Genomic DNA, 13,950 nt, shown 5'->3' with positions numbered 1-13,950 from the left:
CCGGGGGGGCTCGGGCAAATCCCAATGCCGGGCGGGCGACGGAAAACATCCAGGCTGATCCGCGCCGGGCAAACATTCTGCATCGGGTGATGACTGGTCGGTCAATGGCCGCAGCCCCCGCCGTGTCTCGCTCAAGCCGTCTGGCACCTAGGTTTGCGCTGGATAAACGTGAGGTTTTTATGACGTGGAGCAGTTTGGCCCAAGCGCGTGCTTGTGTATGCTCCGTCGACGTTTCGGGCTCACCATTATAAGAACACTGCCTATGACCCTCAGCACCGACCTGTTCGGCCCCACGATGGCGCCCGCGCAGGTCATCCACAAACATTACGCCACCGAGATGGCGGTCGAGCGCACGCGCCTGCTCTACCAGGGCTCGTTGCTGCCTACCTTATTAATGCTGGTCAACGGCCTGGTCTGCGCCTGGCTGCTGTGGAACCCCAAGCAATACCTGCTGGACAGCATCTGGCTGGTCTGGCTGCTGGCGTTGGTGGCGATGCGCGTGATCCAGGTGGCGGCGTTTGACTCGGCCATGCCCAGCCGCCAGGCCCAGCCGATCTGGCGCCGCATGTTCATGCTGGGTTCAGCGGTCAGCGGACTGACCCTGGCCGTCGCCGCCATCGCGCTGGTACCGGTGGACAGCTTTATGCAGCAGGCCTGGGTCTTTGGCCTGATCGGCGCCGCGACGCTGTCGGCCAGCGTGGCCTATGCCGTGAGTCTGCCGGCGTTCCTGTCCTTTTCCCTGCCGTGCCTGGTGCCGGCCATCGCGTACCTGTTCTGGAACGGCGCCCCGCAGCAACAAGGCTGGGGTGTGCTCGGCCTGATCCTGCTGGCCTCCTTGAGTGTGGTGGCGTGGCAGGTCAATCGCTTGATCCAGCGCGGGCTGCTGCGACGCTTCCAGAACCAGGCGCTGATCGAGCATCTGCAACAGGCGCAGCAGCGCAGCGAACAGTTGAATCAGGAACTGGTGCGCGAAGTTGAGCAGCGTCGCCAGGTCGAACAGGAACTGCGTGAAGCGCAGATCGGCCTGCAGGACCGCGTGGCGCAGCGCAGCCAGGAGCTCGACGCCGCCAGCCTGGCCCTGAATAAAAGCGAGGCGCGCCTGGCCATGGCCCTGCAAGCCAGCGAACTGGGTCTGTGGGACTGGAACCTGCAGACCGACGAGGTCCATCACACCCAGCTCAAAGAGTTGTTCGGCCTGGAACCCGAGTACGTCACAGCGATGCTCAGCCACCTCAAGCCGCGCCTGCACCCCGAGGACCTGCCGTTGCTCAAGCGCGCGCTGGTGGAACACCTCAAGGGGCGCAGCGAGGACTACCAGGTCGAATACCGCGTGCGCCATGGCGATGGCCATTGGGTGTGGATCGAAGACCGTGGCCGCGCCGTCGAGCGCACGCCCAGCGGGCGCGTCACGCGCATGCTCGGTACGCGCCGCGACATCAGCGCCGGCAAGGCCCTGGAAGAACAGCAGCGCCTGGCTTCGACGGTATTCGAGGCTGCCAGCGAAGGCATCGTGATCCTTGACCCGGATTACGCGTTGATTGCGGTCAACCAGGCCTTCAGTCGCGTCACCGGCTTCGACATCGACGACATGCTCGGCCGCAATGTGGTGGAGCTGCCCAGCAGCCGCGATGCGCGGCGCCACTTCCCGGTGATCCGCCAGGCGCTGCTCAGCCACGGCACCTGGCAGGGCGAACTGGTGGAGACGCGCAAGAACGGCGAGTTGTACCCGCAGTGGCTGCAACTGAACGTGGTGCGCGATGTTCGCGGAAAAGTCAGCCATATCGTGGGGTTCTTCGCCGATTTGTCCGCGCGGCGCGAATCCGAGGAGCGCATGCGCTACCTCACGCATTACGATGAATTGACCGGCCTGGCCAATCGTTCGCTGTTTCGCGAACGGTTGCGCGAAGCCCACCAGCGCGTGCGCCTGGGCGGGCGGAGCCTGGCGCTGCTGCACATCAACCTCGACCGTTTCAAATTGCTCAATGACAGCCTCGGCCACGAAGTTGCCGACCAGCTGTTGCAGAAAATGGCGCGGCGCTTGATCAACGCCTTGCCGGAAGCCGACACCATTGCGCGGCTGTCCGGTGATGAATTCGCCGTGCTGTTCGATGCCTATGGCAACCTCTCGAGCCTGGCGCGGGTGGCGACGCGGCTGCTGGCCAAGTTGCGGGTGCCGGTGACGGTGGAAGGGCATGAGTTGGTGGTCAGTGCTTCGATGGGGGTCAGCCTGTTGCCGGATAACGCGCGGGAAATTTCCGCGCTGGTCAGCCAGTCGAACATGGCCATGCAACATGCCAAGCATTTGGGCGGCAACAATTTCCAGTTCTACACCGACAGTCTGCAAGCCAGCACCCTGGAGCGCCTGCAGCTGGAAAACCACCTGCGCAAGGCCATCGAGGAGCGCCAACTGACGGTGTTCTACCAGCCGAAACTGTGCCTGGCCACCGGCAAGCTGAATGCCGCCGAAGCGCTGATTCGCTGGGAGCATCCGCAATGGGGCATGGTGCCGCCGGGAGACTTTATCGGCCTCGCCGAAGAGACCGGCCTGATCGTACCGCTGGGCGAATTCGTGCTGCGCCAGGCCTGTTGGCAGGCGTGCGAGTGGCAGCGCCAGGGGCTGGCGCCGATCCGGGTGTCGGTGAACCTGTCGGTGCATCAGTTGCGCCAGGGCAAGCTGGTCAGCCTGGTGCGCCAGGTGTTGGAAGAGACCGGGCTGGACCCGCAATACCTCGAGCTGGAGCTGACCGAGAGCCAACTGCTCGACAGCGTCGAACACATCATCGCGACCTTCCAGCAGCTGCGCGACCTGGGTGTGAAGCTGGCCATCGACGACTTTGGCACCGGTTATTCATCCCTCAGTTACCTCAAGCGCATCCCCGTGGACTACGTGAAGATCGACCAGACCTTCATCCGTGGCCTCGGGCAGGGTCGGGAGGACGCAGCGATCACCCGGGCGATCATCGCCATGGCGCATGGGCTGGCGCTCAAGGTGGTGGCTGAAGGTGTGGAAGATCAGCAGCAGCTGGATTTCCTGCGCGGCGAGCGTTGCGACGAGGTGCAGGGCTACCTGATCAGTCGGCCGATGGCGGCCGAAGGGCTGGCCGATTTGTTACGGAAAAATGCAGTTTTTCCTTAGCCGCACGGCTTCAACCCCAGCGGCTACAACTTGGCCGCCCTTAGATTCAAAGGCGGACAGGGCGATTTAGTGATGCATCGGACGGGCAAAACGACAATTCTTGTAGTATAACTACAAGCTTGCTACATGCCTGGCACCTGCCAATAACAAGAGTCCTGCCCTTTGAACCTGTTGCAACATATCGCCCAGTCGCGCCACCTGTTACGCAAATCGGAACTCAAGGTTGCCGATCACGTGCTGCTTGACCCTGCGGCAGTGATGCACAGTTCCATGGCCGACCTGGCCCACAGCGTGGGCATCAGCGAGCCGACCATCGTGCGCTTCTGCCGCGCCATCGGTTGCTCCGGGTTCCAGGACTTGAAACTCAAGCTGGCGCAAAGCCTGGCCGCCGGTGCGAGCTTCGGCCAGTTTGCGATTCATGAAGACGATTCCGTCGCCGACTACAGCCTGAAAATCTTCGACACCACCCTGCACACGCTGATGGAAGTGCGCGAGAAGCTTGACCCGGTGGAGCTGCAAAAGGCCGTGACCGCCATGTCCCAGGCCCAGCGCGTCGAGTTCTACGGCTTCGGTGCGTCTGGTGCGGTGGCCGCCGATGCCCAGCACAAATTCTTCCGGCTGCTGCTCACCGCTGCGGCCTACAGTGATCCGCACATGCAGGCCATGTCGGCGGTGACCTTGAAGCCTACCGACGTGGCGATCTGCATTTCCCAGTCGGGCCGTTCCAAAGACCTGCTGATTACCGCCAACCTGGTGCGAGAAAGCGGCGCGACCCTGATTACGTTGTGCCCGAGCCAGACGCCGTTGGCAGAGCTGTCCACGGTCAACCTGGCGATCGATGTGCACGAAGACACCGAGATCTACACGCCGCTGACCTCGCGCATCGCCCACCTGGTGGTGATCGACGTGCTGGCGATGGGCGTGGCAATGGCGCGCGGCCCTAGCCTGGTCAACCACCTCAAGAGTGTGAAGCGCAGCTTGCGCAGCCTGCGTCTCTCGCCCAAATCAGTCAAAGCCCTCGACGATTAATCGGGTGTACACAGATCGATGTGGGAGCTGGCTTGCCTGCGATGGCGGTCTGTCAGCTCGCACATTCATTGACTGATCTCCCACACGGGACGTGCACAGCGCCTGAAGATTCATCGTCCTGTAACCCCCGCGCCGCCAAACCGTCATCCCCCAGGGCCATCCTGAACTCCCCGTACTCGCATTGGGAGACTGAAAATGGCCCGGCACTACGAAGACAGCAACAGCTCCGTCAAAACCCGTCGTCAGCAGGAAGACCAGCGCCGCATGGCGTTCCGTCGTGCAATCGAAGACCGCTGCGACGAGCGTCAACTGCAGCAGAGCATCACTGACTACCCGGAACTCCACTGGCAGGCGCCCTTGGCTGCCCAGCGAAACGCTCAGCCAACGCGCTGATCTGCACCCGTTCGCTGCGGATAAAGCCCAGGAACGCATGGGCCACCGGTGACAGGCGCTTGGCCTTGGCCTGCACCAGGCACCAGCTGCGGTACAGCGGCAGTTCTTCCACCGGCAGCTCCTTGAGCCCGCCGGTGGCCAGCTCCAGGTTGACCGCGTGGCGCGTCAGCAAGGCCACGCCCAACCCTGCGTTCACGCATTCACGCTGCGCCTCGGCCGAGGCCACTTCCACCGTCTGGGTGAAGTGCACGCGTTTCTCCTTGAAGTATTCCTCGCACGCCAGCCGCGTACCGGAACCCGGTTCGCGCAGCAGCAGTGTGTAGGGCTCCAGGTCCTGCAGGCGCAGCGGGCCTTGCAGGCTCAACGGATGTTCAGGTGGGGCCACGGCCACGATCGGGTTGTTGAGGAACGGCAGGAATTCCAGGCCCATGTCTTGGGGCACCATGGACATGATCACCAGGTCGTCGCGGTTGTCCGAAAGCCGGCGAATCACCTGGGCGCGGTTGACCACCGTCAGGTGCAGCTGCACCTCCGGGTGCTGGCGCTTGAACGCCGCAAACAGGTGCGGCACGAAGTATTTGGCGCTGGATTCCACCGCCAGTTTCAACTGGCCCTGCAGCGAGCCTTGCATGTCCGACAGCTGCATATCGAGGTTTTCCAGGCGCCCGAAAATGTCCCGGCTGGCACGTTGCAGGGCTTCGGCGGCTTCGGTCATGTAGAGCTTCTTGCCGACGTAATCGAACAGCGGCTGGCCAATCAGCTCTTCCAACTGACGAATCTGTAGGCTAACGGCCGGTTGCGTAAGCGACATTTCCTCGGCTGCACGGCTGTAGGAACGCAAATCGCACACTTCATTGAAGATCTGCAATTGACGCAATGTCATACGCATCAATGACTTACGCATTATTTAGTGATCCCGGCCTACCCCTGATGCATCGACTATAAGTCTTTACTTATACACAGCCCAATAATTATTGATTTTTGTTAATCCCTGTTGGGGCTTAGTGTGTGTCTCGCGACTGTCATGAAACATTTGGTCACGCGCCGACCCGGATCCAGGGGGTTGAAGACGCAGCAATCGGCTCAAGGGAATTTCCAAGTGATAAAAAAGATCCTGATCGCCAACCGTGGTGAAATTGCCGTACGAATCGTGCGTGCCTGCGCCGAGATGGGCATTCGCTCGGTCGCGGTCTATTCCGACGCCGACCGTCACGCGTTGCACGTCAAGCGTGCCGACGAAGCCCACAGCATCGGGGCCGAGCCCCTGGCCGGCTACCTGAACCCGCGCAAGCTGGTGAACCTGGCCGTGGAAACCGGCTGTGATGCGCTGCACCCCGGCTACGGTTTCCTCTCGGAAAACGCCGAACTGGCAGACATTTGCGCTGAACGCGGGATCAAGTTCATCGGCCCGTCGGCTGAAGTGATCCGTCGCATGGGCGACAAGACTGAAGCGCGCCGCAGCATGATCAAGGCGGGCGTGCCGGTCACGCCGGGGACTGAAGGCAACGTTGCCGACATCCATGAAGCCCTGACCGAAGGCGACCGCATCGGCTACCCGGTGATGCTCAAGGCCACGTCCGGTGGTGGTGGTCGTGGTATCCGCCGCTGCAACAGCCGTGAAGAACTCGAACAAGCCTTCCCCCGCGTGATTTCCGAGGCCACCAAGGCCTTCGGTTCGGCGGAAGTGTTCCTGGAAAAATGCATCGTCAATCCCAAGCACATCGAGGCGCAGATCCTCGGTGACAGTTTCGGCAACGTGGTGCACCTGTTCGAGCGTGACTGCTCGATCCAGCGCCGCAACCAGAAGCTGATCGAAATTGCCCCCAGCCCCCAACTGACCCCGGAACAGCGCGCCTACATCGGCGACCTGTCGGTGCGCGCGGCCAAGGCGGTGGGCTACGAGAATGCCGGTACCGTGGAGTTCCTGCTCGCCGAGGGCGAGGTGTACTTCATGGAGATGAACACCCGGGTGCAGGTGGAACACACCATCACCGAAGAAATCACCGGGATCGACATTGTCCGCGAGCAGATCCGCATCGCCTCGGGCCTGCCGCTGTCGGTCAAGCAGGAAGACATCCAGCACCGTGGCTTCGCGTTGCAGTTTCGTATCAACGCCGAAGACCCGAAGAACAACTTCCTCCCCAGCTTCGGCAAGATCACCCGTTACTACGCGCCCGGCGGTCCCGGCGTGCGCACCGACACGGCGATCTATACCGGCTACACCATTCCACCGTTCTACGACTCCATGTGCCTGAAACTGGTGGTCTGGGCGTTGACCTGGGAAGAAGCCATGGACCGCGGCCTGCGTGCCCTGGACGACATGCGCCTGCAAGGTGTGAAGACCACCGCCGCCTACTACCAGGAAATCCTGCGCAACCCGGAATTCCGCAGCGGCCAGTTCAACACCAGTTTTGTCGAAAGCCATCCTGAGCTGACCAACTACTCGATCAAGCGCAAACCCGAAGAGCTGGCCCTGGCCATCGCCGCCGCCATCGCCGCCCACGCAGGCTTATAAATAAGCAGCTGCAAGTTGCAAGCGGCAAGCTACAAGTTAAAGCGGATCAGCGTTTACTTGCAGCTTGTAGCTTGAAACTTGCCGCTATGAGGAGATCCGAATATGACTAAGAAAATCTTCGTAACCGACACCATCCTGCGCGACGCCCACCAATCGTTGCTGGCGACCCGCATGCGCACCGACGACATGCTGCCGATCTGCGACAAGCTCGACAAAGTCGGCTACTGGTCGCTGGAAGTCTGGGGCGGCGCGACCTTCGACGCCTGCGTACGCTTTTTGAAAGAAGACCCATGGGAGCGCCTGCGCAAGCTGCGCGCCGCGTTGCCTAACACGCGCCTGCAAATGCTCCTGCGCGGCCAGAACCTGCTGGGCTACCGCCACTACAGCGACGACGTGGTCAAAGCCTTCGTCGCCAAGGCCGCCGTGAACGGCATCGACGTGTTCCGCATCTTCGACGCCATGAACGATGTGCGTAACCTGCGCGTGGCCATCGAAGCGGTGAAAGCTGCCGGCAAACATGCCCAGGGCACCATCGCCTACACCACCAGCCCGGTGCACACCATCGAAGCGTTTGTGGCCCAGGCTAAGCAAATGGAATCCATGGGCTGCGACTCGGTGGCAATCAAGGACATGGCCGGCCTGCTGACCCCGTACGCCACCGGCGAACTGGTCAAGGCGCTGAAGGCCGAGCAGAGCCTGCCCGTGTTCATCCACTCGCATGACACCGCCGGCCTGGCCGCGATGTGCCAACTCAAGGCCATCGAGAACGGTGCCGACCATATCGACACCGCGATTTCCAGCTTCGCCTGGGGCACCAGCCACCCGGGGACCGAGTCGATGGTTGCCGCGCTCAAAGGCAGCGAATTCGACACCGGCCTGAGCCTGGAGCTGCTGCAGGAAATCGGCCTGTACTTCTACGCAGTGCGCAAGAAGTACCACCAGTTCGAAAGCGAATTCACCGCCGTCGACACCCGCGTGCAAGTCAACCAGGTGCCGGGCGGGATGATTTCCAACCTCGCCAACCAGCTGAAAGAGCAGGGCGCACTCAACCGCATGGGCGAAGTGCTAGCCGAAATCCCGCGGGTGCGTGAAGACCTTGGCTTCCCGCCGCTGGTCACGCCGACCTCGCAGATCGTCGGCACCCAGGCGTTCTTCAACGTGCTGGCCGGTGAGCGCTACAAGACCATCACCAACGAAGTGAAGCTGTACCTGCAAGGCGGCTACGGCAAGGCGCCGGGTACCGTGAACGAGAAACTGCGCCGCCAGGCCATCGGCAGCGAAGAGGTGATCGACGTGCGTCCGGCCGATTTGCTCAAGCCGGAAATGACCAAGCTGCGCGGCGAGATCGGTGCGTTGGCCAAGTCGGAAGAAGACGTGCTGACCTACGCGATGTTCCCGGACATCGGGCGCAAGTTCCTTGAAGAGCGTGACGCCGGCACCCTGGCCCCTGAAGTGCTGCTGCCGATCCCTGAAGCCGGCGGTGTGGCGCGTGCTGGCGGCGAAGGCGTGCCGACCGAGTTCGTCATCGACGTGCACGGCGAAAGCTACCGCGTGGACATCACCGGCGTCGGCGTGAAGGCCGAAGGCAAACGCCATTTCTACCTGTCCATCGACGGCATGCCGGAAGAAGTGGTGTTCGAACCGCTCAACGAATTTGTCAGCAGCGGCGGCAGCAAGCGCAAGCACGCCACTGAGCCGGGCCACGTCAGCACGGCAATGCCGGGCAACATCGTCGACGTGCTGGTCAAGGAAGGGGATGTGGTCAAGGCTGGCCAGGCCGTGCTGATCACCGAGGCCATGAAGATGGAAACCGAAGTGCAGGCGTCGATCGCCGGCAAGGTCACCGCTGTGCATGTGGCCAAGGGCGACCGGGTCAACCCGGGCGAGATCCTGATTGAGATCGAAGGCTGATACAGCCTTCGACATAACCGTTTAATCCTCGGGGGAGCAGGTGCTCCCCTTTTTTTTGCCTGTCGATCGGGCTTCCCGGTGCCTTAGAACGCCACCGCCCATTGGCCCATCAACCCCTGGTTGCGACTGTGGCTGCCAAACTCTGCGCTATAGGCCAGGCCTACGCTGTGCTCGTCCGACAGCGCCAGCTCCACGCCGGTGCGCAGCGCCAGGCTGTCACGGTCCAGGGACGTGCCGCCGACGGTGAACGCGCTGTTGAAGTCCTCACGTTTTTCCCAGGCGAAGGACTGACGTACGCGGCTGCTGGTGTCGCCATAGAGATGCTTCCAGCTTGTGCTCAGGTGCGGCTTGAGGATCATCTGGTTGCCCAGCGTCACGTCATGGGTCACGCGCAGGCCGAAGGTGCTGCTGAGGTTCTGCTGGGTCTGCGTACCCACGTTCAAGGCGCTGTCGCCGCCTTTTTCCTGGAAGCGTTCGCGGTGATAACGCTGGAAACCCACGCCGGCAAAGGGCTCGGCGCGCCAGTCAGCGGTCTGCAGCTGATAGCCCAGCTCGGCAAACGCGTTTTGGCTGCGGGCCTTGTACTTGCCCGAGAGGTGATCGCGGTGATTGACGAAGTCGAAGTCGACCGTGCGTTTGTTTTGTCCGCTATGGCTGCTGTACAGCGCGCCGAGGCGCAGCGCGAGTGGCCCGTCCAGCCGGACGGCGTAGGCGCCGAGGTGCCAGCTATCCACTTCACCCTTGAAGCGCCTGGCGCTCAGGTCAGTGCCGGATTTGCCGCCCACCACACCCACCCGCCATGCGTCGTCGATTGCGCCGTCGGCCCCGAGTAACAGGCCTTGGCTGCTCTGTTTCAATCCGGCACTGCCGTGTTGCGCGTCAAGGCTGCCGCCATTGCCCAGGCCTTGCAGCCATACGCGACCGGTGTCGCCGGTGTCCTTATCCAGCTGGCGTATGGCTGCCAACAGGTTGGCGTTCAAGGCTTTCAGGCTGTTCTGGGTGGCAGTGCCGAGGTTGGCGTTCTGGCTTCCCGCCAGTTGCTCGAGCACGGCACCTATTCGGCTCGGCTCCAGGGTGCTCAAGTACAGGCCGTAACCTTCGAGCCGGCTTTTTTCCCACTCGTTGAACTCGTCCGACGCCAGCAATCCATCCACGGCGGCGTCCAGCACCCGAGCGACGCTCAGGGCGTTTCGGCTGGTAGCCCGGTCGGCGAAGTAGAAGTCTTCAGGCGCCGGCAGCGCCGGCGCGGAATGACCCTTGTTGCCGGGCTGTGCGAACCATTCACTGTCTGGCTCCATATCGCCCCTGGCCTGTGCGTATTGAGCGCCGAGGGCACCCAGCGCCAGGGTGATGGCGAGCGCGAGTTGTTTGTGTATGCGCAGCATGTAATCCCACCTCTTGATGTATGAGGCGGGGAATTTAGCGAGGCTGCGGGGGGATAAATGTCAGGCCGGGCGACCCTTGCTTGCGGGAGATGTCGCTAGTCTGCAGCGATAATTGCGGCTATTGCCAAGGGATTGGGCCGACGCGCATTGCGCCGCCGGCCCAGCGGTTGAACCACGGCTCACAGCGCCTGCTGGCGACACTCCGCGAGGCTCTTCAACTGCCCAGAACCCGACTGGTTGGCCTCTGACAGCCAGGCCTCGAAACCCGCGCCAATCGCGGGCCATTCCGAATCCAGGATCGAGTACCACGCGGTATCGCGGTTCTGCCCCTTTACCACCATGTGCTGGCGGAACACCCCTTCAAAACTGAACCCCAGCCGCTCGGCCGCGTATTTGGAGCGGGCGTTGCCGTTGTTGCACTTCCATTCCAGGCGGCGATAGCCCTGTTCGAACGCATGCTTGGCGAGCAGGTACACCGCTTCGGTGCTTTTCGGCGAGCGTTGCATCGGTGCGCCGAAGGTCACGTGGCCGATTTCGATGCGGCCCTGGGCCGGGACGATGGACATCAGGCTTAGGATGCCTTGCACCTGGCCGCTCGCCCGGTCGACCACGCTGAAGAAATACGGATCGCTGTGTTGCGCATGGTTGTTGAGCCAGTCATTGAAGGCGCCGCGCTCGGGGAATGGGCCGTAAGGCAGGTAATCCCACAGTTTCGGGTCGGCGCCGGGGCCTTGCAGGGCTTGGAACAGGTCGTCGCCATGTCGTGCCGGGTCGAGTTTTTCCAGGCGGATAAAGCGCCCTTCGAGCAGTTGGACCGTAGGCGCCGGGACGCCTTTCCAGTCGGCGGGTGAGATAGGCATGCTGCGCTCCTTAAAGACCTTTGCGAAATTGAATGAAACCCGGACGTTCGGCGATGCGCTCGTACAGTTGGATCGCCGTGGCGTTGGTCTCGTGGGTCAGCCAGTGCACCTTGGCGCAGCCATCAGCCTTGGCGGTGGCATAGACGAACTCGATCAGTTTGCGGCCGACGCCGGTGCCGCGCTGGGCCGGGTCCACCAACAGGTCCTGCAGGTAGCACGAGTTCTCGATGCTCCAGTTGGAACGGTGGTAGATGAAGTTGACCATGCCCACGGCCTTGCCGTCCTGCCAGGCGAGTGCGGAATGGGTCGGCTCCTGTGCATCGAGCAGGCGTTGCCAGGTGCTCTGGGTCACGGCGTCCGGCAGCTCGGTGTTGTAGAACTTCAGGTACGCCTGCCACAACGGCAGCCAGGCGGCGTGGTCGGCAGCAGTGACCGGGCGGATGTCGATCTGGCTCATTCTGAAACTCCTTGGGGAATAAAGCGGGCGAGGGTCTGGTCGCGCACATCGGCGCTGGCGGCCAGCCCTTTACGGACACCGTCGATGTCGGCCTGGCTGCGGTTCTGGCTGAGTTTGCGCTTGCCGATCAGGCGCTCGATCGGCAGGGCGAAGCCGACGATGGCCTTGAGCATGCCGTCGATGTAATCGGCCGGGGCGTCGCTGACCTTCCACGGCTGGGCACGGTTGCCTTCATGGCGATCGGTCAGGGCGCTGACCAGCGCAAGCAGGCGCTCGGCGTCGGTAAACACTTCAGCCTTGCCGTAGGCATGCACCGCCAGGTAGTTCCAGGTCGGGACCACCTTGCCGTGCTCGGCCTTGGCTGGGTAGAACGCCGGGCTGATGTAGGCCTCGGCGCCGGCAAAGATCACCAGGGCCTCGCTGCCGTTTTGCAGGTCGCGCCATTGCGGATTGGCCTTGGCCAGGTGCCCGTAGAGGGTGCCATTGGGGCCTTCATCGGGGTTGAGCAGCAGCGGCAGGTGGCTGGCTTGCAGGCCTTGCTCGCCAACGGTCACCAACTGCGCCAGGCGCGTGTGCTGAATCAGTTGCTGCAATTCGGGCAAGTCTTCGAGGGCAAAGGCGCGAGGTGTGTACATGAATATTTTCCTTGGCGAATGCCTGCATCGTAGGCAGGCTAATGGTCTGTTGTAAGAGCCATCTCAGGCCAATTTCATAGGTCCAATATGCCGCCGCTTTCGCCGCCTCTGTCATTCAACCCTGCCGGCATCGAGCTGGACCGGCGCCAAGGCCTGACGCGCCAGCTGTATGAGGCCCTGCGCCAGCGGGTGCTGGACGGACGCCTGGCCAGCGGCACGCGCTTACCCGCCAGTCGTGACTTGGCGGCGGCCCTGGCGATTTCGCGCAACAGCGTGGTGCGTGCCTACGATCAACTGTACGCCGAAGGGTTTATCGAAGGCCGAGTCGGTGATGGCACCTATGTGGCCCAACTGCCCCAGCCGAAAAAACTATCCACAAAAGTGTCCACAGGGTTACCCACAAGCTTATCCCCAGCCTTATCCACAAAATGGATGGATTTGCCCGAAGATCTGGATAACGAAGTTATCCACAGACCGGGCCTGGCGCGGGTGAAAAACAACCATCTTTCACAGCCGCCTGCGGGCCCGCCCAGGGCGTTTCGCGTGGGTGTGCCGGCCTTCGACCTGTTTCCGTTTGAGGTGTGGGCCAAGCTGAACGGGGCATTCTGGCGCAAGCCGGACCTGGAGCAGCTGTGCTACGGCGACCCGGCGGGCGATGCTCGCCTGCGGGGCCTGATTGCCGCTTACCTGCGCAGCTCGCGGGGCATGCAGTGCGCGGCTGAGCAAATAGTGATCACCTGTGGTGCACAGCAGGCAATCAGCCTTTGTGCACAGTTGCTGGTGGAGCCGGGTGACGGCGTTGCGGTGGAAAACCCGGGTTACCGCGCTGCCGGCCATGCATTCGCCCTGGCCGGTGCAAACCTGCAGGGCGTGCCGGTGGACCACGAAGGCATCGACTGCCACACCCTCAACAGCCTGAAAGATTGCCGCCTGGCCTATGTCACGCCGTCCCACCAATACCCATTGGGCGTGGTCATGAGCCTGGCGCGGCGCCTGGAACTGCTGGCCTGGGCCGAGCGCACCGGCGGCTGGATCATCGAGGACGACTATGACGGCGAGTACCGCTACAGCGGCGCACCGCTGGCGCCCCTGGCCGCGCTGGACCGCAGTGGTCGCGTGCTCTACGTCGGCACCTTCGGCAAAGTCGCGTTCCCGGCCCTGCGCCTGGGGTATCTGGTATTGCCGCCGGGGCTGGTGGATGCGTTCTCGCGGCGCCGTGCGGTGGACATGCGCCACTCGGAAGTCAGCACCCAGGCGGTGATGGCCGAGTTCATGGCGGCCGGGCACTTCCAACGCCATATTCGCCGCATGCGGCGGGCGGCGTTGAGTCGCCGCAATGCGGTGCTGGCCGGTTGGCCGAGCGGCTTGTCGGGCGTCGGCGAATTGCCCAGCGTGGCGGCAGGGCTGCACATGACGGTGCGCGTGGACAGCCTGGCCCGCGAGCAGCAACTGGTTGAGCAGGCCCAGGGCGTGGGGGTCGAGGTCAATGCGCTGAGCAGTTATTGGCTGGCGCACTCCACCACGCCGGCGGACCAGCGCGCCGGCCTGGTGCTGGGCTTTGCCGCCGTGCCCGAAGCGGCCATCGCCGAGGCCCTGGCTAAGCTGCGCAGGGCCTGGCAGGGCGGTTGA

General features: G+C 62.8%; 11 protein-coding genes. 6 read left to right on the top strand and 5 right to left on the bottom strand.

Annotated elements, in window-relative coordinates:
* Positions 1–262: 262 nt before the first annotated feature.
* The 3 genes from NTD80_RS15695 to NTD80_RS15685 all read left to right on the top strand — a co-directional run bounded on the left by NTD80_RS15695 (position 263) and on the right by NTD80_RS15685 (position 4,558).
* Complete coding sequence (locus NTD80_RS15695; RefSeq protein WP_065902596.1) at positions 263–3,136, top strand: EAL domain-containing protein; 2,874 nt, start codon at positions 263–265, stop codon at positions 3,134–3,136.
* A gap of 162 nt (positions 3,137–3,298) precedes the next feature.
* Positions 3,299–4,165, top strand: coding sequence for a transcriptional regulator HexR (gene hexR / locus NTD80_RS15690; RefSeq protein ID WP_010168370.1), 867 nt, complete (start codon positions 3,299–3,301; stop codon positions 4,163–4,165).
* A 195-nt stretch (positions 4,166–4,360) separates the two neighbouring features.
* The gene (locus tag NTD80_RS15685; protein WP_106802257.1) at positions 4,361–4,558 is read left to right on the top strand and encodes a PA3496 family putative envelope integrity protein; all 198 of its coding nucleotides are present in this window, start codon (positions 4,361–4,363) and stop codon (positions 4,556–4,558) included.
* Here the strand turns inward: NTD80_RS15685 and NTD80_RS15680 are convergent.
* Positions 4,488–5,462 carry a LysR family transcriptional regulator gene (locus tag NTD80_RS15680; RefSeq protein ID WP_262134233.1) on the bottom strand — a complete coding sequence of 325 codons (975 nt, stop codon included), beginning with the start codon at positions 5,460–5,462 and terminating at the stop codon, positions 4,488–4,490. The genes NTD80_RS15685 and NTD80_RS15680 overlap by 71 nt on opposite strands.
* Before the next feature lie 195 nt (positions 5,463–5,657).
* Between NTD80_RS15680 and NTD80_RS15675 the strand changes: the two genes are divergently transcribed.
* Positions 5,658–7,073 carry an acetyl-CoA carboxylase biotin carboxylase subunit gene (locus NTD80_RS15675; RefSeq protein WP_003195732.1) on the top strand — a complete coding sequence of 472 codons (1,416 nt, stop codon included), beginning with the start codon at positions 5,658–5,660 and terminating at the stop codon, positions 7,071–7,073.
* 102 nt (positions 7,074–7,175) lie between these two features.
* Positions 7,176–8,984 (top strand): sodium-extruding oxaloacetate decarboxylase subunit alpha, encoded by a 1,809-nt coding sequence (oadA, locus tag NTD80_RS15670; protein ID WP_065902592.1) that lies wholly within the window; start codon positions 7,176–7,178, stop codon positions 8,982–8,984.
* A gap of 83 nt (positions 8,985–9,067) precedes the next feature.
* Here the strand turns inward: oadA and NTD80_RS15665 are convergent, their stop codons facing one another.
* The 4 genes from NTD80_RS15665 to NTD80_RS15650 form a co-directional block, all read right to left on the bottom strand.
* A complete protein-coding gene (locus NTD80_RS15665) occupies positions 9,068–10,369 on the bottom strand; it encodes an autotransporter domain-containing protein (protein WP_262134232.1) in 1,302 nt (433 codons plus the stop codon).
* 179 nt (positions 10,370–10,548) lie between these two features.
* Positions 10,549–11,229 (bottom strand): GNAT family N-acetyltransferase, encoded by a 681-nt coding sequence (locus NTD80_RS15660; protein ID WP_262134231.1) that lies wholly within the window; start codon positions 11,227–11,229, stop codon positions 10,549–10,551.
* Positions 11,230–11,239: 10 nt separating this feature from the next.
* On the bottom strand, positions 11,240–11,686 hold the full coding sequence (locus tag NTD80_RS15655) for a GNAT family N-acetyltransferase (protein WP_065902585.1): 447 nt from the start codon (positions 11,684–11,686) through the stop codon (positions 11,240–11,242).
* Positions 11,683–12,321: an FMN-binding negative transcriptional regulator gene (locus tag NTD80_RS15650; protein ID WP_262134230.1), complete on the bottom strand. Its 639-nt coding sequence runs from the start codon at positions 12,319–12,321 to the stop codon at positions 11,683–11,685. The genes NTD80_RS15655 and NTD80_RS15650 overlap by 4 nt, the downstream gene beginning before the upstream one ends.
* Positions 12,322–12,408: 87 nt before the next feature.
* On the opposite strand from NTD80_RS15650, the gene NTD80_RS15645 reads away from it, so the two are divergent.
* Positions 12,409–13,950, top strand: a complete 1,542-nt coding sequence (locus NTD80_RS15645) for a PLP-dependent aminotransferase family protein (RefSeq protein ID WP_262134229.1) — start codon at positions 12,409–12,411, stop codon at positions 13,948–13,950.

It is taken from the genome of Pseudomonas sp. 13B_2.1_Bac1 (assembly GCF_025466155.1).
Taxonomy (GTDB): Bacteria; Pseudomonadota; Gammaproteobacteria; order Pseudomonadales; family Pseudomonadaceae; genus Aquipseudomonas; species Aquipseudomonas aylmerensis.
This window is presented reverse-complemented; position numbering and strand designations above follow the sequence as displayed.

Excerpts from the sequence above, each read along its gene's own strand:
- NTD80_RS15695 (WP_065902596.1), top strand. The coding sequence starts at position 263 with ATGACCCTCAGCACCGACCTGTTCGGCCCCACGATGGCGCCCGCGCAG.
- NTD80_RS15685 (WP_106802257.1), top strand. The coding sequence starts at position 4,361 with ATGGCCCGGCACTACGAAGACAGCAACAGCTCCGTCAAAACCCGTCGT.
- NTD80_RS15680 (WP_262134233.1), bottom strand. The coding sequence starts at position 5,462 with ATGCGTAAGTCATTGATGCGTATGACATTGCGTCAATTGCAGATCTTC.
- oadA (WP_065902592.1), top strand. The coding sequence starts at position 7,176 with ATGACTAAGAAAATCTTCGTAACCGACACCATCCTGCGCGACGCCCAC.
- NTD80_RS15665 (WP_262134232.1), bottom strand. The coding sequence starts at position 10,369 with ATGCTGCGCATACACAAACAACTCGCGCTCGCCATCACCCTGGCGCTG.
- NTD80_RS15660 (WP_262134231.1), bottom strand. The coding sequence starts at position 11,229 with ATGCCTATCTCACCCGCCGACTGGAAAGGCGTCCCGGCGCCTACGGTC.
- NTD80_RS15655 (WP_065902585.1), bottom strand. The coding sequence starts at position 11,686 with ATGAGCCAGATCGACATCCGCCCGGTCACTGCTGCCGACCACGCCGCC.
- NTD80_RS15650 (WP_262134230.1), bottom strand. The coding sequence starts at position 12,321 with ATGTACACACCTCGCGCCTTTGCCCTCGAAGACTTGCCCGAATTGCAG.
- NTD80_RS15645 (WP_262134229.1), top strand. The coding sequence starts at position 12,409 with ATGCCGCCGCTTTCGCCGCCTCTGTCATTCAACCCTGCCGGCATCGAG.